Origin of the sequence: Ruegeria arenilitoris (assembly GCF_013030985.1) — a bacterium.
In the GTDB taxonomy this organism is placed as follows: Bacteria; Pseudomonadota; Alphaproteobacteria; order Rhodobacterales; family Rhodobacteraceae; genus Ruegeria; species Ruegeria arenilitoris_B.
The window spans coordinates 273,596-298,214 of the sequence record NZ_WPYP01000003.1 but is presented as its reverse complement, the minus strand read 5'-3'; the positions used below and the strand labels follow the sequence as shown (position 1 = coordinate 298,214).

Below are 24,619 nucleotides of genomic sequence, written 5' to 3'. Positions count from 1 at the left end.
CAATCAGGATCTGAACAATGAAAAAGCTGTCCCGACAGGATTTGGAAGACATTCTCTATGGCGCGGCCATCCTTGGCACCGGCGGCGGCGGTGAATTGTCAGAAGGTCTCGCAATGATCGACGACGCGCTGGCCCTGGGCAAAGAATTCATCATGGTCGATCTGGACGAGGCACCGGAGGACGCGCTGGTCTGCACCCCTTACATTCTGGGCGCGATATCGGCGCTGCCAAAAGAGGAAGAGCGACTGTACGAACGCCTGCCCCGTAGCACCGAACACGCCATTCTGGCCGCCTATCAACGGTTTCAGGACTATCTGGGGCGCAGTTTCTACGGCACGATTTCCTGCGAGCTTGGCGGATCGAACACAGCAACCGCATTTTATGCCGCAGCAATGGCGGGGGCCTATATCATCGACGCCGATCCCGCCGGGCGTGCCGTACCCGAGATCACGCATTCGACCTATTACCTCAATGGCTTGCCCGCTGCGCCGATCGTCATGGCTAATGAGTTTGGCGAGGCTGTCATCTGCGAAAACGTCCTCGACGATGCCCGGGCCGAGCACATCGTCCGCGCCCTGTCCAAAGTCAGCCGCAACAGCATTGCCGCGATCGATCACGCGCTTGAAATCAGTGAGGTCCGCGGCGCAGTCATCCCCGGCGCGATCTCACTGGCGTTGAATATGGGTCAAAAATGGCGCGAGGCCCGAGCGCAAGACGACGATATCGCCGAGACCATCGCCTCGGTGGGTGCGGGCTTTGTGGCATTCCGTGGCACCGTCAGCACCTGTGACTGGGAAACCAAGGATGGGTTTACCTACGGCAATATCCGCATCTCCGGGTCCCGTGACTTTGAGGGCGACACCTACCGGATCTGGCTTAAGAACGAAAACATGATCGGGCGTCTGAACGACGAGGTCCACGCCACCATACCGGACCTGATTTGTTTGATCGACACTGAAACCGGAGAACCCGTCACCAACCCAAACTATTACCGCGACCAATCGGTGGCAGTTGTCGTTCTGCCCGCACCGGAACCGTTTACCTCAACCAAGGGGCTCGAGGCATTTGGCCCTGCCTATATCGGGCTCGATCAGCCTTACCAGCCGGCCGTTGCAGCGCTGAAATAATCCACGCCGAGTTGATCCGCGCATATCCGTAAACAAACCAAAGACGAACCTTTTACCGGAACAAGACCATGACCGACCAATCGTTCCTGACCAGCGTAAACACATTCATTGATACCGCGATCACTCATGTCGATCTGCCAGAAGGGTTGGCTGAACGGATTGCTCAATGTAACTCAACCTACTCCGTCCGTTTTGGTGTGAAACTCCGCGGCCGCATCCACAGTTTCGAAGGATGGCGCTCGGTTCACAGCGAACATATCGAACCTGTAAAGGGCGGTATTCGTTATGCGCCTGATTCCGATCAGGATGAGGTTGAGGCGCTTGCTTCACTGATGAGCCTGAAATGTGCGTTGGTCAATGTGCCCTTTGGTGGTTCCAAGGGGGCGCTGCGGATCAACCCCGCTGATTGGACGGAAGATGAGCTTGAGAAAATAACCCGTCGATTTACGCAGGAATTGGCGTTGCGAGACCTGATTCACCCAGGCCTCAATGTGCCCGCCCCGGACATGGGTACGGGAGAACGTGAAATGGCTTGGATGGCTGATGAATATCGCCGAATCGGATCGTCCGATGCGATGAACCACAGCGCCTGTGTGACCGGCAAACCGGTCGCCAGAGGCGGGATAGAGGGCCGAGTCGAAGCTACGGGGCGTGGTTTGCAATATGCCCTAAACGCCTACCTCGCCCACCCCAAGACCGTCCCAATAGCCGGGCAAAAAAGCTCCAAAGGGTTGACTGTAGTGGTGCAGGGCTTTGGCAACGTGGGATATCACGCCGCTAAATTTTTGTCGCAAGACGGGTGCAGGATCATTGGCATTGTTGAGCATGACAAGGCGATCTTCAATGAAGACGGGCTGCCGGTCGAGGACGTGGCTGCGTTTCGGGGTAAAACCGGTTCAGTGGGAGGTTTCCCGGGCGCTGTGACCGTGCCAAGCGCTGTTGGGTTGACGCATTTGCCTGCAGACATCCTGATCCCGGCCGCCAAGGAAAACGCAATTACAACGGAAAACTGCGATCAGGTAAATTACAGCCTGATCGTAGAAGCTGCGAACGGGCCTGTCACAGCCGAAGCCGAAGACTGCCTGTCGCGACGCGGTATCGTCGTATTGCCTGACCTCTACGTTAACGCTGGCGGCGTGGTTGTCAGCTATTTCGAATGGGTCAAAAATATAACCCACCTGCCGTTTGGCCTGATGGATCGTCGCCAGAACATCCGCGCAGGCACAGCCGTGCTTTCCGCGTTGGAAGAGTTAGCCGGAAGGCCTCTCTGTGAACCACAACGCTCACAAATATCCCGGGATGCGCGCGAAATCGATGTCGTGCGATCAGGGCTCGAGGAAATAATGGTGCAGGCGTTTGACGACATAATGAACTGCAAGGAAAGCATTGGGAACGTGTCGCTGCGAACTGCAGCTTATGCCGTGACTATTAAAAGAATATCCGAGTATTATCGGGCAATCGGTTTATAGCAAATCACCACTGGCATCAGATCGAGTGTGCGAGACGCGCCCTAAATGTGGTCGGATTAGTTCACTCACACCGGATCAAGCTGGCTTACTCGTTGTGAAATGCTCGATCAATTGAGATGCTGATCGATCAATTGGCGGACTTCTCGCCCAGGCTCGATACTTCCGATCATCTGCTGGGCGCATCTCCTGCCAATGTCGTAGTCACTGGACCGATTGACTCGAGTTCGAATACGAGCCGAAGCAATGGCTGATAAAATTGTGATCCATATAGGCAACCAGGCGCAAACGCCCTCAGTTTTGTTCAAACAAGGGCGTTGTCTACATATCGGAAAGATTGTTTTCTAACTTGGCCGACGAACTGCTAACGCGCTTATTAACTCTCGACATAGACGGTTATGCGTTCGAAAGAGCTTGCTGTAAGTGTTTCGTGAAGGCCCGTGCAGAAGGCTTTGTTCGTTTCCCTCCCGATAGAAGAGCATGCACTTCAATCGTACCAAGATCCCAATCGGGAAGAAGTCTCACCAACGACCCATTCTCAATTTCTGCCCTGCACCCCCAAAGCGCTGTGTTCACGACCCCCATACCGGCCAGAGCAGCAACGGTTGTGCCCTCGTTGACAGTAATCATCACCCGACCATCCACGCGTATGGACTGGACCTTGCCGTCTTTTTCGAAACTCCATCCGGCCTTAGCTCGGCTTGAAGGCCCAAGAATAATCTGATGGTCTACCAGGTCCGCCGGCTGTTTTGGGTGCCCGGCTCGCGCCAAATACGCTGGAGAGGCTGCGATTATTCGCGGTGGATCGCCAAGTTTTCGAGCCACCATGGTTGAATCATCAAGCGGTCCGTAACGAATAGCCACGTCGATCGCCTCATCGATCAGGTCTTGTCGGGAATCCGTGAGAACAAGGTCGACTTTGAGCTTGGGATGTTGCGCCAGAAACGCAGGCAAAACCGGGATGATTTCCCGTTGCGCAAAGCTGGTTGCTGCCCCGATCCTCAATTTTCCGCGCAGTTCTCCCGTTCCGCGAACGAAATGGTTTGCCTCTTCGATATCCGCAATGATGGGTTCTATCCTTGTCAGATACTCCTCTCCGGCTTCGGTTGGCCTCAGGGCATGGGTGCTGCGCGCAAACAACAACACCCCCAGGTCTTTTTCCAGATTGGAGATGATGCGAGACACGGAAGGTTGCGACAGGCCGACCTCTTTTCCCGCTGCCGTAAAGCTCCCGGTTCGCGCAACACGCGCAAACAGACGTAGCGTAGAGAAGTTATCTGCCATTTGAATCTCGAATAACAGTTAGGTGTTTTCGAAGGCTACCGTTCATTTCTTCTATGAGCAACATTGTAAGTCATTGGAGCGAAACCACCGTACAAACCGCCACCAGTCGGGAGGTTCATATGCTCCCGAACCGCAGGATTAACCGAAAGGGCGCAGATATGACCAAGTTTCAATTTACCAGGCGCCAGCTAATCGGCAGCGCGCTTGCCGGTACGGTTGTTGCACTGGCCACTCGATCCACCGCAGCCACAGGTTTTTCTGTTGGTGAAAGACAGGTGATTGCCCTGTCGGATGGGCATTTTGACATGCCTTCAGACATGTTCCTTGGCACACCTGAAGGCCTGCGCGCGCAACTTGGCAACCCTACCCGGATTGCTGCAAACACTTACGCCCATCGCGCAGGGGAGCGGACATTCATGTTCGATGCGGGGGCGGGCACAAGCGACTCCATAACCCGGGCTTTCCCCACTGCGAGTAAACTGCCCGATGATCTGAATGCCGCTGGGATAGCACCCAGCGACGTTACCGACGTCGTCATCACGCATATGCATCCGGATCACGTCGGCGGTCTTGCCGTCAATGGCCAGGCTGCATTCCCGAATGCACGCATACACATTGCCGCCGCCGAATGGAAATTCTGGAATGCCTGTGATTTTGCCACAACCGGACCAGAGGCCCTTCGGCCGATGATTGCGGCAGTGCAATCGCTTTCGAAAACCGTGGAAAGCAATGTCATTTTACACAATGGCGCGGCAGATCTCGGCGAAGGAGTGAGTGTCATACCTGCACCGGGACATACACCGGGACACACTGCGATCGTTTTGGACGGCGGCAGCGAGCAATTCATCGTGGTTGGTGATCTTACGGTGCATGAAGACGTCCATTTCGCAAACCCTGACTATGGATGGGCGCTTGACGTCGATGGCGGGCTGGCCGTGGCCTCGCGGAAAGCCCTACTCGACATGATCGCAACCGACGGGCTGATCATGGGCGCCGCCCATGTCTCTAAACCCGGCCTTGGCCGCGTCAATCGCGAAGGCGAAGGCTATCGCTTCGTCCCCCTCTGATCTGCACGTCGTGAAAGGAAAACCAATGGCTAAGTATTCACAACATACAATTGAAAGCGCTCCTGACGGGTCCAAGCCGATCCTGCAGGCCATCAACGGCAAGCTGGGTTTCGTTCCAAACCTGATGGCGACGATGGCCGAAGCCCCGGTTATGGTTGAAAGCTACATGACCATGATGGGTATTTTCGACACAACCGATCTTACGCCAACCGAGCGCGAGATCATCCTAATGACCAACAACCGCCTGAACGGGTGCACTTACTGCATGGCCGCGCACACAACTGTTGCGAAGATGGCAGGTGTGGATGACGGTGTGATCGCAGCCTTGCGTAGCGGCACTCCGATTGACGACCCGAAGCTGGAAGCCCTTCGCAGCTTTGCCGAGATCATCAATGAAACCCGCGGCTGGGCCAGCGAAGAGCAGGTCGATGCCCTAATTGCGGCTGGCTACACAAAGCAGACCGTTCTTGAAGTGATTGCCGGCACAGCACTTAAGGTTCTTTCCAACTACACGACGCATATTGTTCAACCACCGGTGGATGCAGCATTCCAACCCGCAGCATGGGCTCCTGACATGGCCGCCGAATAACGAAGATACAGCAGTTTTTACTGCAGGTTCCCTCGTGCCTGAAGGAGATGGGGCGCGTGGGCAATTGAATAGAGGCAATGTGATGAACCAAGAGTACACGATATCAGCAGACACAATTGTATCGGCTATGAACTGGCGCTACGCGACTAAGGCCTTTGACAGGAACAAGCAGCTTGCCGATGCTGACAGAGCAGCCTTGCTGACGGCCTTGAGGCTATCGCCGTCTTCCTACGGATTGCAGCCATGGAAATTTTTGGTGGTTGATGACAATGCCACCCGCAGTAAGCTTGGCGAGGCTGTCCCGGCCAATAAATCAAAAATTGAAGACAGTTCTATGCTGGTTGTTCTTGCGCGGCGCAGGGTAACGACGGCTCAACATGTGGAACAACATGTCCAGACAGTAAAAGAGGCGCGCGGGGTGTCAGCGGAGGAGCTGCAACCCTTCAAGAATATGTTGACTCAAAGTGCTGCCGGTAGGCCCGCTGCCGATCAGGATGTTTGGAACGCCCGGCAGGTCTATGTTGCGCTGGGATGCGCACTAACCACCGCGGCGATGCTGAAAGTCGATGCCTGTCCCATGGAAGGCGTCAACCCAGAGAAATTCGACCAGACCCTTGGATTAGCAGGAAGCGACTTTACAACAACCGCCGCTATCGCCTTCGGATACCGGGATAAAAGTGATCCCTTCGCATCCTATTCTCGTGCTCGTCGCGCGGCCTCCGAGGTAATAGAATTTGTTTAGAAACTCTAATCGACAGGGGGGACGAGGCCTCCTGCGTTCCTAATGGCAGTCGTTTAGGCACCTGGATCAACAGAGATTCGGATAATTGACATAGGCGGTGTTCCACTGGAGCACTGCCTAATCGCGTTTCTTAAGGTACCAGCTTTGGTTCGATCAAGCATTCGTAAATCGAATAACCATTACGCCAAATAGCCGTCTACCGCTGCTCTCCCAACTGACCATATTTCTGACAGGCGGCAAGAAATGGTTCCTGCCAAGCCAGCGAACACAAGCAACGAATTGGAAAATCACATGACCCTGCAAGACAAACTCGACGGCTTCAAAGCCCAATTCAAAACCATGGCCCCCGAAGGTGCATTTGACACTTTTGCGCGGTCGACTCAGGAACTAATCGACAGCGGTCAGGCCGAGCGTGCACTGAAAGCGGGCGACACGGCTCCTGACTTTGTTCTGACCGACGCGGACCGCAATGAAGTTGCACTGAAGGATCTCCTGGCTAAAGGCCCGGTAGTTCTGACTTTCTATCGAGGAGTTTGGTGCCCCTATTGCAATATCGAGCTACAGGCGCTTGAGGAAGTTTCGGCTGATATCCGCGAGAAAGGTGCAACACTGGTTGCCATTTCCATGCAAGGTGCTGCCGACAGCCGCAAGTCGCAGAAAGACAACAACCTGAGCTTCCCGATCCTCACCGACCAAAACGGTGAACTGGCCGCGAAATTCGGCATCCGGTGGTCGCTACAAGACTATGTCATTCCATTCCACCAGGGCTTCGGCGTCGAACTGCCTCGCACCCATAGTGACGGTCAGTGGAACCTGCCGATGCCGGCGCGTTATGTCATCGATACCGATGGCACGATTGCCTACGCGGAGGTGAACCCGGATTACACTCGCCGCCCCGAGCCAGCAGACCTTTTCCCTGTTCTGGACAATCTGGCCGCTTCCGCAGCCGCCTAACCGCTCGATGTACCCCGAGCGAATCACGATTTGATCCCTCGGGGTGCACATCCCTGCAATCATCAAGCATTTCTGCGACCATCCTCCCCGTCGGACCATCAGAGGTCTCGGCTTGATGATCAAACGTTGAAACCGAAAGGACTTGACCAATGAAGGGTAAACTTATCCTCCCATACATCATGCTGAACCTCTTGTCCGGGCTTGGCTCTGCCGTAATGTTCTGGCTGTCGAGCTATGATCCGATCTGGATCGGCACGTTCTTCGCTACCTTCACTATGCCTTTTTTTCTGATTGTACTCAGCCAGGCCTTCAGCATCGCACGAACCTCAAATAATCTGCCCCTGATCCAACTGATCAATCTGGCAGCCGTTGCGTGGGTCATCTTTCAATTGTACGTCCACGTCGGCCCGTCCTCCGCAAGCGAGTATGTTGCACTTGGGCTTGCTCTGTTCGGCGCGCTGACAATGCAGTGGTACATCCGCATTTTTTCCAACTATGGGCGCAAGAAAAGTGCCGCGATTGTGCGCGGTCAGACTTTGCCTGAATTGCCTCTGCATCGGTTGGATGAAACGTCAACATCCTCAGCGTCATTTATCGGCGACAAAACGCTTGTGGTGTTCTTCCGCGCCAACTGGTGCCCCTTCTGCATGAATCAACTCAAAGAAATCCGCGCTAAGGCCGACCAACTCGACAAGGCTGGCGTGAAGGTGAAATTCATCTCCAACCAGGGTATCGATCATTCAATGAAATTGACCAGGACACTGGACCTGCCTTCAAACTTCGAGATTCTGAAAGACGTAGACCTTCGCGCTGCCAAAGCACTCGGGATCGAAGACATGGGCGGAGCGCCGTCTGGGATGCCCGGCTACCCGGTAGACACCGTGATGGCGACAGTCATCGCGCTGGATGAAACCGGTCAGGTCCTGTTTGGCGATGAGACGGATAACTACCGCATCCGCCCGCACCCTGACACGTTCCTCCACGTGTTTGGGGTCGGGGACAACGTCAGCCCTAACGCAGCTTGAAAACCCAAAATTCGACTATGACTCGGTGCCGTGGACCCGTGTTCGCGGCACTTTTTTTGTTGGCAGCCGGTAAGCCGCATCTTTCCGACCAGAATTGCTACGCGGGAAAAGGAACATTACTCACCAAGGAGCATCAAACAGATCGGGCTTACTTCCGACCTGGGACATGCCGCGCTGTCTCAAAGGACATCGATCTGGTTCTTGGCACTTGCGGCCCATTCCGGCCATTGATCACGCCCTGCCTCGCCGCAATGCAGCTTCACCAAACCGGCCATTCGCCGCACAAGCGAGATATGGAGGCGGTTAAAGGTCTGTGGGGCGGACGAAGCCGCCATCCAAAACTATTGAACAGATGTCTACTTGTGAGCGTCAGTGATCTCGACCACACAGGTCATGGTCCGCAAGCGAAGCCAAGACGTAACAGTCTTCTGCTATCCCACGACCGTCGCATCCCTGTGCGATACGCTTCAGTTCATTCTCCAGCGCCTTGAGGCGCCTTATCTTCGCTCGCACTTCGGACAACTGGCCTTCGGCGATCTTGGTGGCGGCTTCGCACGACCGGTCTGGATGGTTTTGTAACTCGATCAGTGAAGAAATCGCTCCGATAGAGAAGCCAAGATCGCGCGCATGACGAATGAAACTCAGACGTTCCAGGCCCTCATTTGTGTAGCGCCTTTGGTTGCCTGCCGTACGTTCTGGTGCTGCCAGAAGGCCCATTTCTTCGTAATAGCGGATGGTGGGCACTTTGACCTTCGTCCGTTTCGAAAGCTCGCCAATTGAGAACATGCGAATAAACCTCTTGAACCTCTAGTCACTAGAGACACTACATTAGAACCGAGGCGATTCTGAAGAGGTTTCAAGATGGCGGGATGCTGCGGTAGCGACGTGAAATTCGACGGGATGTCGAACGAATACAAACGCCGACTTTGGATCGTGATCGCATTGAATGCGACGATGTTCGTGGTCGAGATGACCGCCGGACACTATGCGAAGTCTCAGGCACTTCAGGCCGACGCGCTGGACTTCCTTGGTGACGCACTGACCTATGGTATTTCCCTCGCCGTGATCGGTGCGTCTATCCGCGCTCGAACGAATGCAGCTTTGGCTAAGGGGATCAGCCTCTTCCTGATGGGAACGTGGGTTTTTAGTTCCACCGTCTATCGCGTGTTCTACGTAGGTGTACCTGAGGCTGAAATCATGGGGATCATCGGTGCATTGGCTCTCGCAACAAATCTTGCGAGCGTGTTCCTGCTTGTCAGCTACAAGGATGGAGACGCAAACGTGAGATCGGTTTGGCTTTGCTCGCGGAACGACGCCATCGGCAACGTGGCTGTGATGATTGCCGCGTTGGGCGTCTGGGGCACGGCGACGGGTTGGCCTGACCTCATTGTGGCAGCGATTATGGCGAGTCTATTCCTGTCGTCTTCGTTCCAGATTATTCGACAGGCACTTGAGGAACGGCGTGAGGATGCTGCGCATGATCATGGAACAGCCCGGACAAGCTGACATTAGCTGTGCGGTGTGCACATTTTAGGTCGGGGCTATTCTTGCAGAGTTTCTCACTCTAAAGGGGTATGGGCTATGGCAACGAAGACCAACGAAGTAGTTCTTCAATCAGCAATCACCTGTCCGGAATGCGGGCATGTCGCAAAAGAGACGATGCCCACGGATGCGTGTCAGTGGTTCTATGAATGCACCTCTTGCCACACGGTTCTGAAACCCCTCGAAGGGGACTGCTGCGTCTATTGCTCCTACGCCACTGTGCCATGCCCGCCGATACAGGAAGGTAAGTCCTGCTGCGCATAGCTGACGTTCGCCCCTACACAGAAACACGTAGGTTTGGGCTCATTCCGGACATCGGATGCAGCGCAGTATCTGCCCCGTGGAAAGCAATCTGCACAATCAAGGACGGCCCATTGAAGACGTACATCGGTCAACAAAGGATAGTCTGCTTTCAAGAGTATTTCTCAAAACTAAAGAGGCATTTTGACAATCACAAACAGCTGTCCCGAACGAAGCTTTCCATGAACCGCCACCCTTCCTGAAACTGATCCAATAGAAGATACTCGTCCGGTTGATGCGCCTGTGCAATGTCGCCGGGTCCGCAGATGACCGTGGAATAGCCCTGCCGCTGGAACAGTCCGCCTTCGGTGGCATAGCTCACCACCCGCGGGGCGTTGTCGCCGGTCAGACGGCGGGCCAATGCTTCGGCGGGTCCGCACGGTTCAGGAGCCAGCCCGGGTGCATTGAAATCCTGAAACAAGTCAATCCCGGCGTCCGGATGCACAGCCTTCATTTGCGTCTGCAACCGAGCTACCTCGGCCTCGAAACGGGCTTCCCACTGGCATTGATCCTCACCGGGCAGAACGCGGAAATCGATCTCGAACCGGCAATCGCGGGCGGTGATGTTGTGGGCGGTTCCGCCTTTGATAGTGCCGACGTGGACGGTCGTATAGGGCGGTACGAAATCCGCATCGCGCGGGGTGCGTTTGCGGGCGGCATTCTCGGCGTTCACACGATTGGCCCAGCTGACCAGCTCCGCCGCCATCATCACCGCGCTGACCCCTTCGTGCATGATCGAGGAATGCACCTCGTGCCCGCGGACATCGACGATATAGCCAAAGCCTCCTTTGTGGCCGGAAACCACTTGCATCGTCGAAGGTTCCCCCACGATCACCGCACCTGCTTTGGGCAGTCCACTTGACAGCATGTGCTCGATCATTGGTGGCGCGCCGGTCATACCAACCTCTTCGTCATAGCTGAGTGCGATTTGGATCGGGCGTTTCAGCGGGTGCCTCTGCGCCAACGGTACCGCTGCCAGCGCCAGGGCGACGTAACCCTTCATGTCGCAGGTGCCGCGACCGTAAAGTCTGCCGTTCCGTTCTGTCACAGTGAAAGGGTCGCTGGTCCAGTCCTGCCCTTCGACAGGAACAACATCCGTGTGACCGGACAGCATCGTGCCGCCGTCCACCTCGGGGCCGATATGGGCATAGATCGACGCCTTGGTTCCACACGGGGACGGCACGCGCACAGGTTTCACTCCGTGCGACAGCAGGTAGGCCTCAACGAAATCCACCAACGCTAGGTTGCTCTCGCTGCTCACCGTGGGAAAGGCGACGAGACGATCAAGGATCTGGCGCGCGGTCAGTTCCATGAGGTCAGGTCCTTGCCCTGATCAGCATGCCAAACAGATCGCGTGGATCGTCCGGGTCAGCCAGCAAGTCGAGATTGTCGAAAAACGCAGTGCCCTCAATTGCACGGTGTATGTAGCGAAGGGCCGAGAAATCCTCAATCGCGAAACCAACACTGTCGAAGAGGGTGATCTGGCGCGCGTCCCGGCGACCTTCATGCTGTCCGCTGATCACCTGCCACAGCTCGGTCACCGGGTGATCTGTGTCCAACTGCTGAATCTCGCCCTCGACTCGGGTTTGCGGTGGATATTCCACGAAGATAGGGGTCATCCTGACCATGACGATGATCCTTTTCACCTCGGCCGCTATCGTACGCGAACGGGAACGGGGCAATATGGAGATGCTGATCAACACCCCGGTCAAGTCGATTGAGCTGATGGTTGGCAAGATCATCCCCTACATCTTTCTGGGTCTGATACAGGTCGCAATCATCCTCGGCCTAGGGCATGTTTTGTTTGATGTCCCCATCAACGGAGGGCTGGGTACGCTGCTAGTGGTGACGCTGCTGTTCATCATAGCCAGCCTGTCCCTTGGGCTGGTGATTTCCACCCTCGCCCAGAACCAGCTTCAATCCATGCAGATGACCATTTTCATTCTGCTGCCATCTATCCTGATGTCCGGCTTCATGTTTCCTTTCGACGGCATGCCGCAACCGGTCCAGATCATCGCGCAAGTCCTGCCTGCAACTCATTTCATGGATATGATCCGGGGCGTCGTCCTGCGTGACGCGTCGCTATACGAGTTGCGTTGGGGAATTCTCTGGATGATCGGATTTGCTGCATTCGGATTGTTGGCGGCCACTCTAAGATTCAAGAAACGGTTGGGTTGAAGACGGCCCAAACTGGTCATTGAGCTATGCTAACCGATGCTGCGGCGCGGCCCGTCGAACCTGCCGTTCGCTGCAAGCGTAAAATCAGCGACTGGCTGAACTCACGCGGTGCGGACAAAACCGGCATTGACTTTATAGACCTGAATAAACCCTTAAGCCCCGTTGAGGCATTCATGTTCAGCAGGTTGGGCGGAGAAAATACCCTTAGCCAGTTTCGGCGGTTTCAACGCCTGCCGAGCGCACCATCAACGAAGCACTCGCCGCATTGATGGCCAGCGCGGTGTTATACAGCGTGGCCAGCCGCAGCAGGGATTTCACATCAACATCATGGGGCAAAGCAGAAAGCGGGTCGATCAGGAAGACCAAAGCATCCAAACGTCCCTCGGCAATCATTGCACCGATCTGGGCATCGCCCCCAAGTGGGCCGCTTTTCAAACAAGTGATTGGCAACCCAATCTCTTTGGCGATACGCCCTCCAGTCGTGCCGGTGCCGAACAAGTCCATCCCTTCCAGTTCGGATTTGTGCGAATTCACCCAATCGATCATCTGATCTTTCATCTGGTCATGCGCAACCAGCGCTATCGAGCGGATTTTGGGCGCAATTCTAGCGTCTTGTGACATGGCTTTGTTCAGTCTCCTTTGGGTTGCCCGCCGCCCAGCTCCAAGCCAACGGTGATTTGCGTTTCAAGGCACCGCTCAGGTGCTGGCGCATCCGGTATGAAGCATCGGCAACTTTCCCGCGTTCCAAAAGTGAAAGAATCTCAAGGTGCTCAGAGCATTGTTCGATCAGGCGTTCGCGATTGACTTCAGCCCTGTACTCCATCAGGCGGCGCATCCGGTTAACCCTCTGTAGAGACATCAGGAAAAACGGATTGCGTGAGAGTTTGATCAGTTCTTCATGAAACAGCGAACCGTTCTTCAGTAAAGACTCGTCCGGAGCGGAGTTCAGGTCCATGTTCAGCATACCTTCCTGAATACGCCGCTGTTCATCCAGAACTTTGTGATCGAGCTCGAACGTGGGTTCGAGCATAGCGGCGGGTTCAATAGCCATTCGAAATCTATAGATCTGATCGAAAGCCTCTGGGGTCTTGGCAACCGGCAAAAAACGCCAACCGTATCCCTCTTTGCGTTCTGCCCATCCTTCCCGGGATGCCCTGGCCAATAGGTCGTTAACCTTGGTTTTAGTCCAGCCATATCGCTGACGCAAAAACTGTTCAGTAACGTCCTCGGGGATCTGGTTGGTCAGCCAGTCGTTGGCGAGGGTTTGATAGTCTTCATTTCCCTCGGGCATCGCGTTTGCCAGGGTAGAATTTATCTTTGAGGGGATTTTGTCTGCAACAAAATATCCGCGGTTTGGTTGCCGGACGAGTACCTTCTGGTTTTCAAGGCTAACCAAAGCTTCGCGCACCGGAGTACGTGAAACGCCGTATCTGTCGGCAACCTGCTGGGCGCTGACATGCTCTCCCGCATGTAGGGAGCCGGACACTATGTCATGTAGAAGCCTGTTGGAGATCTTCCTCGAAAGCTCGCTTGTTTTTCCCGACATCCTAATCACCGATGGGTTGATTTGGGGTGCTTCCCAGATTGCATTTGCCTTTCCAGAACGCCCCAGTTTTCTGGCTTTATGAGCTATAAAAACCAAAAAATTGGATTTAGGTCCACACCTTTCTGCAGCTGTCACGTGCCCATAATTGGTTTTTTGCCAATCCGGTAGAACAAGAGCCAAGCTCCGGTGCTGTAGGAGAGAAAAGTAAGTTGTTATTAATCAATGCTTTTTCAGCGAAGCGACTACAGCACGGCTAATATGCAGCAATGCAGCTTTGGATTTTTAACCCCGTAAAAGCAAATTTAAATTGGCTTTTTGCAATCAAATATGCAATCTCTGTTACTGGCGCGAGATTCGCGCTACCGAACATCGAAAAATGGGAGGACCACCTCGTGTTCATGAAACTTACTCGTGCAAGCGCCTTCGCTACCGTTGCCCTGCTGGTCGGTGTGGGCACTGCTTCCGCTGAGTTCAAAGCTGAAAGCCCACAATGTATCGCCCCGTCCAACCCGGGTGGCGGCTGGGACTTCATCTGCCGCACCACTGCCAAATACCTTTTTGACCTCGGAGTCATCGAAGACTCGATGCAGGTCACCAATATGTCGGGCGGCGGCGGTGGCGTTGCCTTTGCGCATGTCACCAAAGAGCGCAACGAAGACGACAACCTGATCGTTGCAGCGTCGATGTCGACCAGCGCACGTATCGCGCAAGGCATCTATGAGGATGCAACGCAGGATGACGTACACTTTCTGGCGACTTTCGGCGCAGAATACGGCGCCATTGCTGTGCGCGCGGACTCGCCCTTCCAGACCCTGAAAGACATGATGGACGCGATCCTGGAAGACCCGCGTTCGGTCGGTATCGCTGGCGGCTCGTCGGTTGGCAGCTTCGACCACATCAAGCCGATGCTGGTGGCCCGCGAAGCAGGAATGGAAGACGTCACGCAGCTGAAATACGTCTCGTTTGACGGCGGCGGCGAAGCCATGACCGGCCTGCTTTCGGGTGCGACCGAAGCCCTGTCGGGTGACTTCTCGGAAATGCTGGGATTCCTGGAATCGGGTGATATCCGCATTATCGGCATCATGGCACCTGAACGTCTGGCCAACTATCCGGACATCCCCACCGCAAAAGAGCTTGGTTATGACGTCGTTGGTGCGAACTGGCGCGGTCTCTACATGCCCGCAGGTGCCTCGGACGAAGCGAAAGAGTTCTGGTCGAATGCCATCAAAACCATGGTCGCCGACCCTGGCTTCCAAGCCACTCTTGAAGACGCTGCAATCGCACCCTTCAACAACTTCGGTGACGATATGCAAAACTTCGTAGCTGGTAGCATCGCAGATGTGACCAAGCTCTCGAAAGAGATTGGCATCATCCAATAACGCGACACCGGGCTGACCCAGTGTGCCGGGTCAGCCCACCACGCATCAATCATAAGGGAGGAGAAAATGAGTGACCGCATCTTTGGCGGCTTTGGGTTGGCGCTTGCCATCTTCTACATTTGGGCAGCGTCAACAATCAAAGACAGTTTCATGGTCGATGTGGTTGGTCCGCGTGCATTCCCCTACATCGTAGGTTCCATCGTCGCGCTCTGTTCGCTCTACTTCATTCTGCGCCCCGACGATGAACCGGAATGGCCGCATATGCGCGAGTTTGGCGAAATCGTCTTCGCCGCGGCTGTCATGTTCGCTTACAGCTGGGCGCTTCCCGAAGTTGGCTTCCTGATTTCGACTGTATTCGCAACGGCCTACTTGACGTGGCGCCTGGGGACGCAACCCCTTTGGTCGCTTGTGACAGGGGTCTGCACCTCGGTTGGTATCTACGTCGTTTTCCACCTGATCCTCGGCCTTGCTTTGGCCAAAGGTCCACTTGGTTTCTGAGGAGCGATACCTATGGAAATTCTATCTCTTCTTGCAGATGGCTTTGCCATCGCACTCACCCCGCAGAACCTGCTGCTGGCGGTCATCGGCTGCTTTCTTGGAACTTTGATGGGTGCACTTCCGGGTCTTGGCCCGGCCAATGGTGTAGCGATCTTGATTCCGATCGCCTTCTCGTTGGGCCTTGGTCCAACCGCATCGCTGATCCTTCTGGTCAGCGTCTACTACGGAGCTATGTATGGCGGGCGGATCAGCTCGATCCTGCTGAACATTCCCGGTGACGAACCAGCGATGATGACCTGTCTTGATGGCTATCCGATGGCCAAACAGGGCAAGGCGGGAGAGGCCCTATCGCTGTCCGGCGTTGCCTCGTTCGTAGGGGCGTTCGTGGCAACCTGTGGCCTGGTCGTTCTGGCTCCGCAGCTGGTGAAGATCGCCCTTCTATTTGGCCCGGCCGAGTATTTCGTGCTGTTCACGGTGGCTTTTGCGACCCTTGGCGGTATCTCCTCGACCAATCAGGCGAAATCGGCCTTTGCCGCAGCGCTGGGTCTTGGCATTGCCATGATCGGCAGCGACAGCCAGACCGGCTCGCAGCGTTTCACGTTCGACCATGTGCACCTCTATGACGGCATCGACTTCCTGATCGCGATCGTCGGCCTGTTCGCCCTGAGCGAGGTGTTCATCTTCCTTGAGCATCACCGCGGCGGCGCAGTCGGCTCGGCCGGTGCGACCAAGGTAGGCCGGATCATGCCCGACTTTAGCATGATAAAGCGGTGCATCCCTTCGATGGCTCGCGGCACAGGGCTGGGCTTCTTCTCGGGCGTTCTGCCGGGCGCGGGCGCGTCGCTGGGCTCGTTCCTGGCTTACTCGCTGGAAAAGCAAGCGGTTGACCGTGACGGCAAGACCTTCGGCAAAGGCGACCCGCGCGGCGTCGCGGCACCTGAAGCGGGCAACAACGCGGCCTCTGGCGGTGCTCTGGTGCCGATGTTGGCTCTCGGTGTACCCGGCTCGGGAACCACGGCGGTTCTGCTGGCAGTACTGCTGCAGCTGAACATCACCCCCGGTCCGCTGCTGTTTTCGAAAAGCCCGGACATAGTCTGGGGCCTGATCGCCTCGCTGTTCTTGGCGAACTTCATCCTGCTGGCCATGAACATCCCGCTGGTAGGCATCTTCACCCGCGTGCTTATGGTCCCGACCCGGATCCTGATGCCGATTGTCGCGATGATTTCCTTCGTGGGCATCTATTCGATCACTGGTTCGACCTTTGACGTGATGCTGATGGTAGGCTTCGGGATTGCCGGCTGGGTTCTGCGCAAACTCGACGTGTCTCTGGTGCCCGTGATCCTTGGCATTCTCCTGGGCAACCAGATGGAAGTGAACCTGCGCCGCGCCATGACGATCTCGGATGGCGACTGGTTCATCCTCGTCGGCAGTCCCCTGGCCATCATCCTGTGGCTTGTCGCAATCGCCGGCTTCGTGCTGCCCATGCTGATGGGGCGTCGCATGAAGAAGCGGATGGAAGCCGCGCGCGATCAAGAAGAATTCGTCGGCGACTAAGCCGGCACCCTCAACGAACTTGGCCAATTGGCCGATCATAGGAGACTAATATGCGTATCATGACACTGCCCTGCGATGGTATCGGGCCGGAAATCATGGCGGCGACCCTGGAAGTTGTCGAGGCTGCGAACAAACGCTTTGATCTGGGACTGACCTTCCATGAAGAAGAGAGCGGTTTCACCAGCCTAAAGAACCACGGCATCACCCTGCGGGAAGAGGTTCTGGACCGCGCCCGCACCGAATTTGACGGTGTGATCCTAGGCACTCAGTCACATATGGATTATCCCCCGGTTGTCGAAGGTGGACGCAACGTGTCGGCTGGCTTCCGCATCGGGCTGGACCTCTATGCAAACGTCCGTCCCGCACGTACCCGCAGCTTCATCCCGAACAAGGCGCCGGGCATGGATTTGGTGATCATGCGTGAAGCCACCGAGGGCTTCTACCCTGACCGAAACATGTACAAGGGCGTGGGCGAGATGATGCCCGACCCCGACATGGCGCTGTCGGTACGCAAGATCACCCGCCGCGGCTCGATGCGGATTTGTCGCGAAGCCTTCAAGCTGGCGATGCAACGCAACAAGAAGGTTGCAGCGATCCACAAGGCAAACTCGTTCCTGATGACCGACGGACTGTTCCTGGAATGCTTCCGCGAGGTGGCCAAGGACTTCCCCGAAGTTGAAACCGAAGAGCTGATCGTCGATGCTTTCGCCGCACTTCTTGTGCGCAAACCCGAAGCTTATGACGTGGTGGTAGCCACCAACTTTTACGGCGACATCCTGTCGGATTTGGCGTCGGAATTATCTGGATCCTTAGGTCTGGCAGGGTCGATCAACGCCAACGCTGAAACCGGTTTGTGCTGCGCTCAGGCGCAACATGGATCGGCGCCGGATATTCAGGGGCAGAACGTCGCCAACCCGACCTCGTTGATCCTATCAGCGGCCATGATGCTGACCTGGCTGGGCGAACAGCGTGGCATCCAGAAGTTGATGGATGCCGGTCAAGCCATTGCCGACGCCGTGGACGCAGTGATCGACGTCTCGGAAAACCGCACCCGCGACTTGGGTGGATCCGTGAACTGTGACGCCTTTGGCTCCCTCGTCGCAGAAGCCGTAGCGCGCGAAAGCGTTGCAGCTTGAGTATACTCCTTGCGGGCAACTCTTGCCCGCAGCTTTTCGGCGGCACCGCCTCTCTCCCTGTGGTGTCGCCGATTATCTCAGGACGCAAAAAAGATGACAGACCGACCGCGCATAGCGCTTATTCATGCAACCAAAGTGGCGATTGATCCGATAGAGGATGCTGCAGAGAAGCTTTGGCCCGAAGCCGAGACGATTTCGATACTGGAAGAGGGTCTTTCGGTGGATCGTGCGAAATCGGCTGAACTGTCAGGTGACTTACTACGCCGGATCATCGATCTGTCGCGCTATGCTGAAGCTGCCGACGCAGATGGCGTACTGTTCACTTGCTCGGCCTTCGGTTCTGCCATCGAACGCGCTAACCGCGAGGCCCGTATTCCCGTCATGAAACCCAACGAAGCCATGTTCGAGGCGGCATTCTCCCACGGGGACCGCGTCGTCATGCTGTACACCTTCCCCCCCGCCGCCGGTGGGATGGAGGATGAGTTCCGCGAGGCAGCCCGCGAGAAAGGCAGCACCGCACAGATCACCTCGGTCTTTTGCGAGGGCGCGCTGGACGCCAAAAAGGTGGGTGACGACGACGCTCATGATCGGTTGATTGCCGACACTGCTGCCACGATCGCCGATGCTGATGTCATCCTGTTGGCGCAGTTTTCCATGGCCAGCGCTGCGGATGCGGTGCGCGCATGCACTGACGTTCCCGTCCTGACCAGCCCAGAGGCCGCGATTGAAGAAATCCGCCGCCGGATCGAACACAATAAAGAGGGCCAGACATGCTAATTGGTGTTATCGCAGATGATTTCACTGGTGGCAGCGATGTCGCCAACACCCTGGCTAAAGGCGTTGACGGTGAAGGAGGTCTGAGAACTGCCCAGTATCCAGGCGTTCCAACAGGCCCGGCTGCACCGGATATCGACGCCGGGGTCGTCAGCCTGAAGTCACGCTCGAATCCGGTCGAAGATGCGGTGCGCGAAAGCCTCGAGGCACTAAACTGGCTAATGGATCAGGGCTGCGAGCAGATTCTGTTCAAATACTGCTCGACCTTCGATTCCACACCTGACGGAAACATCGGACCAGTTGCCGACGCTTTGACCGCTGTGCTGGATGCGCACGGTGTGGTGGTCTGCCCGGCCTTTCCGACCACCGGACGCACGGTCTATCAGGGACACCTGTTCGTGGGTGGCGTTTTGTTGAGCGAAAGCGGGATGCAGAACCATCCGCTAACCCCAATGACTGATCCCGACCTGCGTCGCTGGTTGCGACTGCAAAGTAAAAACGCGGTCGGCCACGTGCCGCTGTCCACCGTTCTGGCAGGAGCTGCACAGGTCCGCGCGGCAATAACGAACTCCGCCGAGAAGTATGTTGTGGCTGATGCCGTATCGGACGAGCACTTACTGACCCTCGGCGAGGCTCTTCAAGGCGTTCCCTTGGTAACGGGCGGGTCCGGGATCGCTCTGGGTCTTCCGCGCAACTTCATTCGTAGCGGCATGGCCGACGCCAACACCCCCACCGCCGAGGGCACATCGGGGCCTGAAGCCATTCTGGCGGGGTCGTGTTCCGGGGCGACACGCGGCCAGCTTGCCGAACATCAGAAGGCCCATCCGACCTATCCCATCGACGTACCCGGCGTCATGAATGGCACGGTCACCGTAGATGACCTGCTGGGCTTCATCGCCGAGAACACCGGCAATGCCCCTTTGGTCTATTCCTCGGGTACCCCCGACGAGGTGAAAGAGATTCAGGCCAAGTTCGGTCGCGAGGCCGTGGCCGAAACTTTGGACACTCTGTTTGCCGACGCCGCCCGTACGCTGGTGCAGCGCGGGTATCGCAGGATCGTTGTGGCGGGTGGCGAAACCTCGGGCGCGGTGGCGAAAGCCGTGGCGGGCGAGCTAGGCGCGCCCGCGATGCGCATCGGGGCGGAAATCGATCCCGGCGTACCGGTCCTGACTTTGGGCGGCGATCAGCCAATCTCGCTTGCCCTGAAATCGGGTAATTTTGGCGCACCAGACTTCTTCGCCAAAGCGCTGCGCATCATGGAGGGGCAGCAATGAGCACCGAAGCAGTTCTTCGCCAACAGATGTCGGACCTGTGCGCGTCCTTGTTCAACCGAGGCTTTTCGGTCGGCACAGCTGGTAATATATCAGCCCGCCTGCCCGACGGCATCTTGATGACGCCGACCAATTCCACTTTGGGCGCGATTGATCCCAACCGGATCAGCAAGATCGATCTGGAAGGCAACCATGTCGCAGGCGACCGTCCGACCAAGGAAGTGTTCCTGCATAAGGCCTTCTATGAAACCCGCCCGCAGGCGGGTGCCGTGGTGCATCTGCACTCGACCTGGGCGACCGCTCTGTCCTGTCTGGAAGACACCAATCCCGATGACTGCATCCCACCACTGACACCCTACGTTGTTATGCGTGTCGGCACGGTGAAATTGGTTCCCTATGTCAAGCCGGGCGACCCGAAATCGGGAGACCTGATCCGCGACCTGAAAGGCGCCTATGGCGCGGTCCTGCTGGCCAACCACGGCCCCGTGGTTTCGGGCAAGGATCTGTTCTCGGCCGTGTGCGCGGCAGAAGAGCTGGAAGAAACCGCCAAGCTTCTTGTGGCGCTGCGTGGAAAAAAGGCGCGCTTCCTTGGTGAGGCCGATGTGACTGACCTGAAAGCAACCTACGCAAATATGTGAGGCCGATATGAAAACTGCTGACCTGATTGATGACCACGCCGACAAACTGTCGCTTGTTCACTTGCCGTTTCGCCGCTTCGGCAAGGCACCGCATTTCGCCGCCCCCGTGCAGACGGTGAAGTGTTTCGAGGACAACACGGTCCTGCGTGCGCAGTTGGAAAGGCCCGGCGAAGGCCGCGTGTTGGTGGTAGACGGAGGCGGTTCCACCCGCATTGCCATTCTAGGGGACATGATTGCGGAAATGGCAATCAAGAACGGCTGGGCAGGACTGGTTCTCAACGCCTCCATCCGCGACAGCGCTGAGATCGATCAGATGGCGACGCAGGTCTTCGCACTGGCAACCTCACCGGTGAAAAGCGCGAAAGAGGGCTGGGGCAAAGCTGGCTGCGATATTCACATCGGTGGTGTGACCATTGCGCCGGGCGACTGGATCTATGGCGACGCCGATGGAGTATTGCATAGCAAGGTCAAACTGGTGTGACTGCGGCCACTATCCATTTGGATTCCGGCGGGGATAAAGTGATCCCTGGTCTGGAAATTGATGCAGGGACGCGCCGTTTAAGGGTCACGGACCTTCCACGTGTTTTGGACGACCGATTGGATCGGTTGCCCTTTGTCTTGCGTCTTCTGGCCGAAAACCACCTACGCGCCACCGGTCAGTCGAGGGCGCTTGTCGCAGCGCTGGATGCCTGGCTTGAGGGGCGAAACGATGGGTTTGAGCTCACCTTCATGCCCAACCGCATCCTGATGCACGACACCACCTGCACGCCCGCACTGGCGGACATTGCCGGGCTGCGCGACGCGGTGGCCGAGGCCGGCGGTGACCCGGGCGTTCTCTCTCCGAACCTGCCGGTCAACGTCTCGGTTGATCATTCATTGGCGGTGGATCGCTATGCCGCGCAGGCGGCGTTCTCGGCCAATGCTCGCAACGAAATCGCCCGCAACGGCGAGCGGTATGGCTTCATGAAATGGGCATCGCAGAATATGGATGGGGTTACGGTGCATCCGCCGGGCACCGGGATCATGCACACGATCAACCTTGAACAACTGGCAACGGTGCTTGAGATCGGCGCCGATGGACAGGCCCACCCCGACATGCTGCTGGGCACTGACAGCCACACGCCGATGATCAATGGCATTGGCGTGCTGGGCTGGGGGATTGGCGGGCTTGAGGCGGAAAGCGTCACGTTCGGCCAAGCCACGACCCTGAGCATGCCCGAAGTGGTGGGCGTGCACCTGACCGGTCAGCTGCCCGAGGGCGCCATGCCGACCGATCTGGCGCTTGAAGTGACGCACCGGTTGCGGGTGCTTGATGTCTCCAGCAGTTTTGTCGAGTTCTGCGGCCCTGGCCTGTCTACGCTCAGCGCCGATGCCCGCGCCGTGATTGCCAATATGGCGCCGGAATACGGTGCCTCGACCGGGTTTTTCCCGGTGGATGGCGAAACCGTTGCCTATCTGAAACGCACCGCACGGCCCGACAGTCTGACGGGCAGTATCGAACCCGTTTTTCGCGCCATGGGCCTGTGGTTCGATCCTGACACCACACCGCGCTTTGACCGGGCGATCGAGATTGATCTGACCGCGATCACTCCGACTATTTCTGGTCCGCGCCGCCCACAGGATACCTGCGCCCCGGCACAGGCCGCAGCGCGGGTCGAGACGGCGCTGGACCGTCCGCTGTCCCATGCGCCCCGCACCGAAGGCGTGGTGCCCGATGGCGCGGTGGGAATTGCCGCGATCACCAGCTGCACCAATACCTCGGACCCCTACATGATGGTCGCGGCCGGGCTGTTGGCGCGCAAGGCGCGGGCGCTGGGGCTGGCGACGCCGTTCTGGGTTAAAACCTCGATGGCGCCGGGCTCGCCCTCGGCGCGGGATTATCTGCAGCGCGCGGGCCTGATCCCCGATCTATCGGCACTGGGCTTTGATCTGGTAGGCCATGGCTGCACCACCTGTATCGGCAATTCCGGCCCCTTGCCCGATGTGATCGAGACCGCGCTGAAGGACGGCAAGGCGATCAGCGCCGTGCTGTCGGGCAACCGCAACTTTCCGGGGCGTGTGCATCCGAAGCTGGATCTGGGCTATCTGGCCTCGCCGCCCTTGGTGGTGGCCTATGCGCTGAAGGGCGATATTTTCGGTGATATCCTGAATGACCCGATCGGCAAGGACGCAGAGGGTCAGCCGGTCTATCTGCGCGATATCTGGCCCGAAACCTCTGAAATAAAATCACTCTTGCATGCGGGTTATCGTCGGGCTGACGTTCGCACCGCCTTTGCCACGGCCACCCACAATGACGCCTGGAACCGGATTAAGGTCCATGATGGCGCGCGCTTCCCGTGGGAGCCAACCTCACGCTATCTGCGGCGGCCGAAATTCACCGCCGAGCCTCAGCTGTCGCGGTTGGGCGACTATACTGCGGCGCCTCTGTTGGTGCTGGGGGATGATATGACGACCGACCATATATCGCCCGCAGGGTGGGTGGATCCGACCAGTCTGGCGGGCGAATGGCTGTGCGCGCGCGGCGGCGATCCCAAGGACATGAATGTTTATGCCGCCTATCGCGGCAATTGGGAGGTCATGCTGCGCGGCCTCTTCACAAACAGGCTGGCGGTGAACTACCTGCAAGAGGGGCTGGCCCCGGCTGAGACCACACTCGAGGATGGGCGCATCCTGCCCTTGCCCGAAGCAGCACAAATCCTGACGGATCAGGGGCAGCCTGCTATCATTCTGGCGGGTGACCGCTATGGTATGGGCTCCAGCCGCGATTGGGCTGCCAAGGGCGTGGCGCTTCTGAACATCTTCGCCGTGGTTGCCAAAAGCTTTGAACGCATTCACCGCACCAACTTGATCGGCATGGGTGTAGTGCCCGTACAGATCATGGACGAATTCGATCCGAAGTCAGCGGGCATTCGTGCCGGGGACCGCTTCAATCTGAGCCTGCCACCCGATACGCTGGTGCCTGGGATGGACACGAATGTGCAGTGGCTGCGCGATGGCGACGTGCTCGGCGAGATCCGCTGCAATGTGGCGGTGTATACCTTTCAAGAGGTCGACCTGCTGCGCCACGGTGGCGTCTTGTCGAAGATCCTTAGCCTCACCCTTGAAGGTTGTGAATAGAAAGACCTGCAATGCCGCTCGACCTAACCTGAATTGCGGGTTCTCCTAAACTGATGCAGAGATAGGACTGCTCTGAACGAACGGCAACCAATCTGGCTGAGACTGCTACAACTGGAGGTTTAGTTGAAGATTCAGTGTGCGCTGTCATCAGTAACACAGGTGTCAACTTTTGCGTATTCGTAGCCACTGATACTCTCTGCAGCATTTGTCGAAATGGGCTCACAGCCGCCATAGAAGCAAACGCAGCATTCGATCAATAGGTCCGACTGGTTCAGATGAGGACGGCCCATTCCTGCCATTGACCGTCGGCAACCGATGCTGCGACGCGGCCCGTCGAACCTGCCGTTCGCTGCAAACGCAAAACTCATCGGCTGGCTGAACTCACACAATGCGGACGAAGAGGACGCACCTGCCATTCATAGGGACCGCAAA

Annotated in this window: 24 protein-coding genes and 1 pseudogene; 19 read left to right on the top strand and 6 right to left on the bottom strand. The window is 57.0% G+C overall.

Annotated elements, in window-relative coordinates; genetic code table 11:
* Positions 1 to 17: 17 nt before the first annotated feature.
* Together GOX88_RS09410 and GOX88_RS09405 are read left to right on the top strand one after the other, a co-directional pair.
* Positions 18 to 1,127, top strand: a complete 1,110-nt coding sequence (locus tag GOX88_RS09410; protein WP_170400895.1) for a DUF917 domain-containing protein — start codon at positions 18 to 20, stop codon at positions 1,125 to 1,127.
* A 68-nt stretch (positions 1,128 to 1,195) separates the two neighbouring features.
* Positions 1,196 to 2,596 carry a Glu/Leu/Phe/Val family dehydrogenase gene (locus GOX88_RS09405; RefSeq protein ID WP_170400894.1) on the top strand — a complete coding sequence of 467 codons (1,401 nt, stop codon included), beginning with the start codon at positions 1,196 to 1,198 and terminating at the stop codon, positions 2,594 to 2,596.
* A 393-nt stretch (positions 2,597 to 2,989) separates the two neighbouring features.
* On the opposite strand, the gene GOX88_RS09400 is transcribed toward GOX88_RS09405, so the two are convergent.
* Positions 2,990 to 3,877, bottom strand: coding sequence for a LysR family transcriptional regulator (locus tag GOX88_RS09400; protein ID WP_170400893.1), 888 nt, complete (start codon positions 3,875 to 3,877; stop codon positions 2,990 to 2,992).
* A 53-nt stretch (positions 3,878 to 3,930) separates the two neighbouring features.
* On the opposite strand from GOX88_RS09400, the gene GOX88_RS09395 reads away from it, so the two are divergent.
* The 5 genes from GOX88_RS09395 (at position 3,931) to GOX88_RS09375 (ending at position 8,254) form a co-directional block, all read left to right on the top strand.
* Positions 3,931 to 4,944 carry an MBL fold metallo-hydrolase gene (locus GOX88_RS09395; RefSeq protein WP_170400892.1) on the top strand — a complete coding sequence of 338 codons (1,014 nt, stop codon included), beginning with the start codon at positions 3,931 to 3,933 and terminating at the stop codon, positions 4,942 to 4,944.
* A 25-nt stretch (positions 4,945 to 4,969) separates the two neighbouring features.
* Complete coding sequence (locus tag GOX88_RS09390) at positions 4,970 to 5,533, top strand: carboxymuconolactone decarboxylase family protein (RefSeq protein WP_170400891.1); 564 nt, start codon at positions 4,970 to 4,972, stop codon at positions 5,531 to 5,533.
* 82 nt (positions 5,534 to 5,615) lie between these two features.
* Entirely contained in the window at positions 5,616 to 6,275 is a 660-nt protein-coding gene (locus GOX88_RS09385; RefSeq protein ID WP_170400890.1) for an NAD(P)H-dependent oxidoreductase, read from the top strand.
* A 291-nt stretch (positions 6,276 to 6,566) separates the two neighbouring features.
* Positions 6,567 to 7,229: a peroxiredoxin-like family protein gene (locus GOX88_RS09380; RefSeq protein WP_170400889.1), complete on the top strand. Its 663-nt coding sequence runs from the start codon at positions 6,567 to 6,569 to the stop codon at positions 7,227 to 7,229.
* A 149-nt stretch (positions 7,230 to 7,378) separates the two neighbouring features.
* Positions 7,379 to 8,254, top strand: coding sequence for a redoxin domain-containing protein (locus GOX88_RS09375; protein WP_170400888.1), 876 nt, complete (start codon positions 7,379 to 7,381; stop codon positions 8,252 to 8,254).
* Between the two features lie 369 nt (positions 8,255 to 8,623).
* On the opposite strand, the gene GOX88_RS09370 is transcribed toward GOX88_RS09375, so the two are convergent.
* Entirely contained in the window at positions 8,624 to 9,040 is a 417-nt protein-coding gene (locus GOX88_RS09370; protein ID WP_170400887.1) for a MerR family transcriptional regulator, read from the bottom strand.
* A 75-nt stretch (positions 9,041 to 9,115) separates the two neighbouring features.
* On the opposite strand from GOX88_RS09370, the gene GOX88_RS09365 reads away from it, so the two are divergent.
* Complete coding sequence (locus GOX88_RS09365; protein ID WP_170400886.1) at positions 9,116 to 9,760, top strand: cation transporter; 645 nt, start codon at positions 9,116 to 9,118, stop codon at positions 9,758 to 9,760.
* A 75-nt stretch (positions 9,761 to 9,835) separates the two neighbouring features.
* Positions 9,836 to 10,060, top strand: coding sequence for a GDCCVxC domain-containing (seleno)protein (locus tag GOX88_RS23425; protein ID WP_254443309.1), 225 nt, complete (start codon positions 9,836 to 9,838; stop codon positions 10,058 to 10,060).
* A gap of 187 nt (positions 10,061 to 10,247) precedes the next feature.
* On the opposite strand, the gene argE is transcribed toward GOX88_RS23425, so the two are convergent.
* Both argE and GOX88_RS09355 read right to left on the bottom strand, forming a co-directional pair.
* Positions 10,248 to 11,408, bottom strand: a complete 1,161-nt coding sequence (gene argE, locus GOX88_RS09360; protein ID WP_170400885.1) for an acetylornithine deacetylase — start codon at positions 11,406 to 11,408, stop codon at positions 10,248 to 10,250.
* 4 nt (positions 11,409 to 11,412) lie between these two features.
* Positions 11,413 to 11,706: pseudogene (locus tag GOX88_RS09355) on the bottom strand (ornithine cyclodeaminase); the annotation flags it as partial.
* A gap of 16 nt (positions 11,707 to 11,722) precedes the next feature.
* On the opposite strand from GOX88_RS09355, the gene GOX88_RS09350 reads away from it, so the two are divergent.
* On the top strand, positions 11,723 to 12,274 hold the full coding sequence (locus GOX88_RS09350) for an ABC transporter permease (protein ID WP_302478183.1): 552 nt from the start codon (positions 11,723 to 11,725) through the stop codon (positions 12,272 to 12,274).
* Between the two features lie 204 nt (positions 12,275 to 12,478).
* Here GOX88_RS09350 and GOX88_RS09345 read toward each other — a convergent pair whose 3' ends face one another.
* Both GOX88_RS09345 and GOX88_RS09340 read right to left on the bottom strand, forming a co-directional pair.
* A complete protein-coding gene (locus GOX88_RS09345; protein ID WP_170400884.1) occupies positions 12,479 to 12,895 on the bottom strand; it encodes a methylglyoxal synthase in 417 nt (138 codons plus the stop codon).
* On the bottom strand, positions 12,879 to 14,000 hold the full coding sequence (locus GOX88_RS09340) for a GntR family transcriptional regulator (protein ID WP_217354204.1): 1,122 nt from the start codon (positions 13,998 to 14,000) through the stop codon (positions 12,879 to 12,881). The genes GOX88_RS09345 and GOX88_RS09340 overlap by 17 nt, the downstream gene beginning before the upstream one ends.
* Before the next feature lie 218 nt (positions 14,001 to 14,218).
* Between GOX88_RS09340 and GOX88_RS09335 the strand changes: the two genes are divergently transcribed.
* The 9 genes from GOX88_RS09335 (at position 14,219) to acnA (ending at position 24,187) form a co-directional block, all read left to right on the top strand.
* Positions 14,219 to 15,199 (top strand): Bug family tripartite tricarboxylate transporter substrate binding protein, encoded by a 981-nt coding sequence (locus tag GOX88_RS09335; RefSeq protein ID WP_170400883.1) that lies wholly within the window; start codon positions 14,219 to 14,221, stop codon positions 15,197 to 15,199.
* A 66-nt stretch (positions 15,200 to 15,265) separates the two neighbouring features.
* Positions 15,266 to 15,697, top strand: coding sequence for a tripartite tricarboxylate transporter TctB family protein (locus tag GOX88_RS09330; protein ID WP_170400882.1), 432 nt, complete (start codon positions 15,266 to 15,268; stop codon positions 15,695 to 15,697).
* A 12-nt stretch (positions 15,698 to 15,709) separates the two neighbouring features.
* On the top strand, positions 15,710 to 17,251 hold the full coding sequence (locus tag GOX88_RS09325) for a tripartite tricarboxylate transporter permease (RefSeq protein WP_170400881.1): 1,542 nt from the start codon (positions 15,710 to 15,712) through the stop codon (positions 17,249 to 17,251).
* Positions 17,252 to 17,301: 50 nt separating this feature from the next.
* Entirely contained in the window at positions 17,302 to 18,387 is a 1,086-nt protein-coding gene (locus GOX88_RS09320; protein WP_170400880.1) for an isocitrate/isopropylmalate dehydrogenase family protein, read from the top strand.
* Positions 18,388 to 18,480: 93 nt separating this feature from the next.
* Entirely contained in the window at positions 18,481 to 19,164 is a 684-nt protein-coding gene (locus GOX88_RS09315; RefSeq protein WP_170400879.1) for an aspartate/glutamate racemase family protein, read from the top strand.
* Positions 19,158 to 20,435: a 3-oxo-tetronate kinase gene (gene otnK / locus GOX88_RS09310; RefSeq protein ID WP_170400878.1), complete on the top strand. Its 1,278-nt coding sequence runs from the start codon at positions 19,158 to 19,160 to the stop codon at positions 20,433 to 20,435. Before GOX88_RS09315 ends, otnK begins: the two co-directional genes overlap by 7 nt.
* Positions 20,432 to 21,070 carry a 3-oxo-tetronate 4-phosphate decarboxylase gene (gene otnC, locus GOX88_RS09305; protein ID WP_170400877.1) on the top strand — a complete coding sequence of 213 codons (639 nt, stop codon included), beginning with the start codon at positions 20,432 to 20,434 and terminating at the stop codon, positions 21,068 to 21,070. The genes otnK and otnC overlap by 4 nt, the downstream gene beginning before the upstream one ends.
* 7 nt (positions 21,071 to 21,077) lie before the next feature.
* Positions 21,078 to 21,551 (top strand): ribonuclease E activity regulator RraA, encoded by a 474-nt coding sequence (rraA, locus tag GOX88_RS09300; RefSeq protein ID WP_170400876.1) that lies wholly within the window; start codon positions 21,078 to 21,080, stop codon positions 21,549 to 21,551.
* Positions 21,548 to 24,187, top strand: coding sequence for an aconitate hydratase AcnA (gene acnA / locus GOX88_RS09295; RefSeq protein WP_217354203.1), 2,640 nt, complete (start codon positions 21,548 to 21,550; stop codon positions 24,185 to 24,187). The genes rraA and acnA overlap by 4 nt, the downstream gene beginning before the upstream one ends.
* The last annotated feature ends 432 nt before the right edge of the window (positions 24,188 to 24,619 follow it).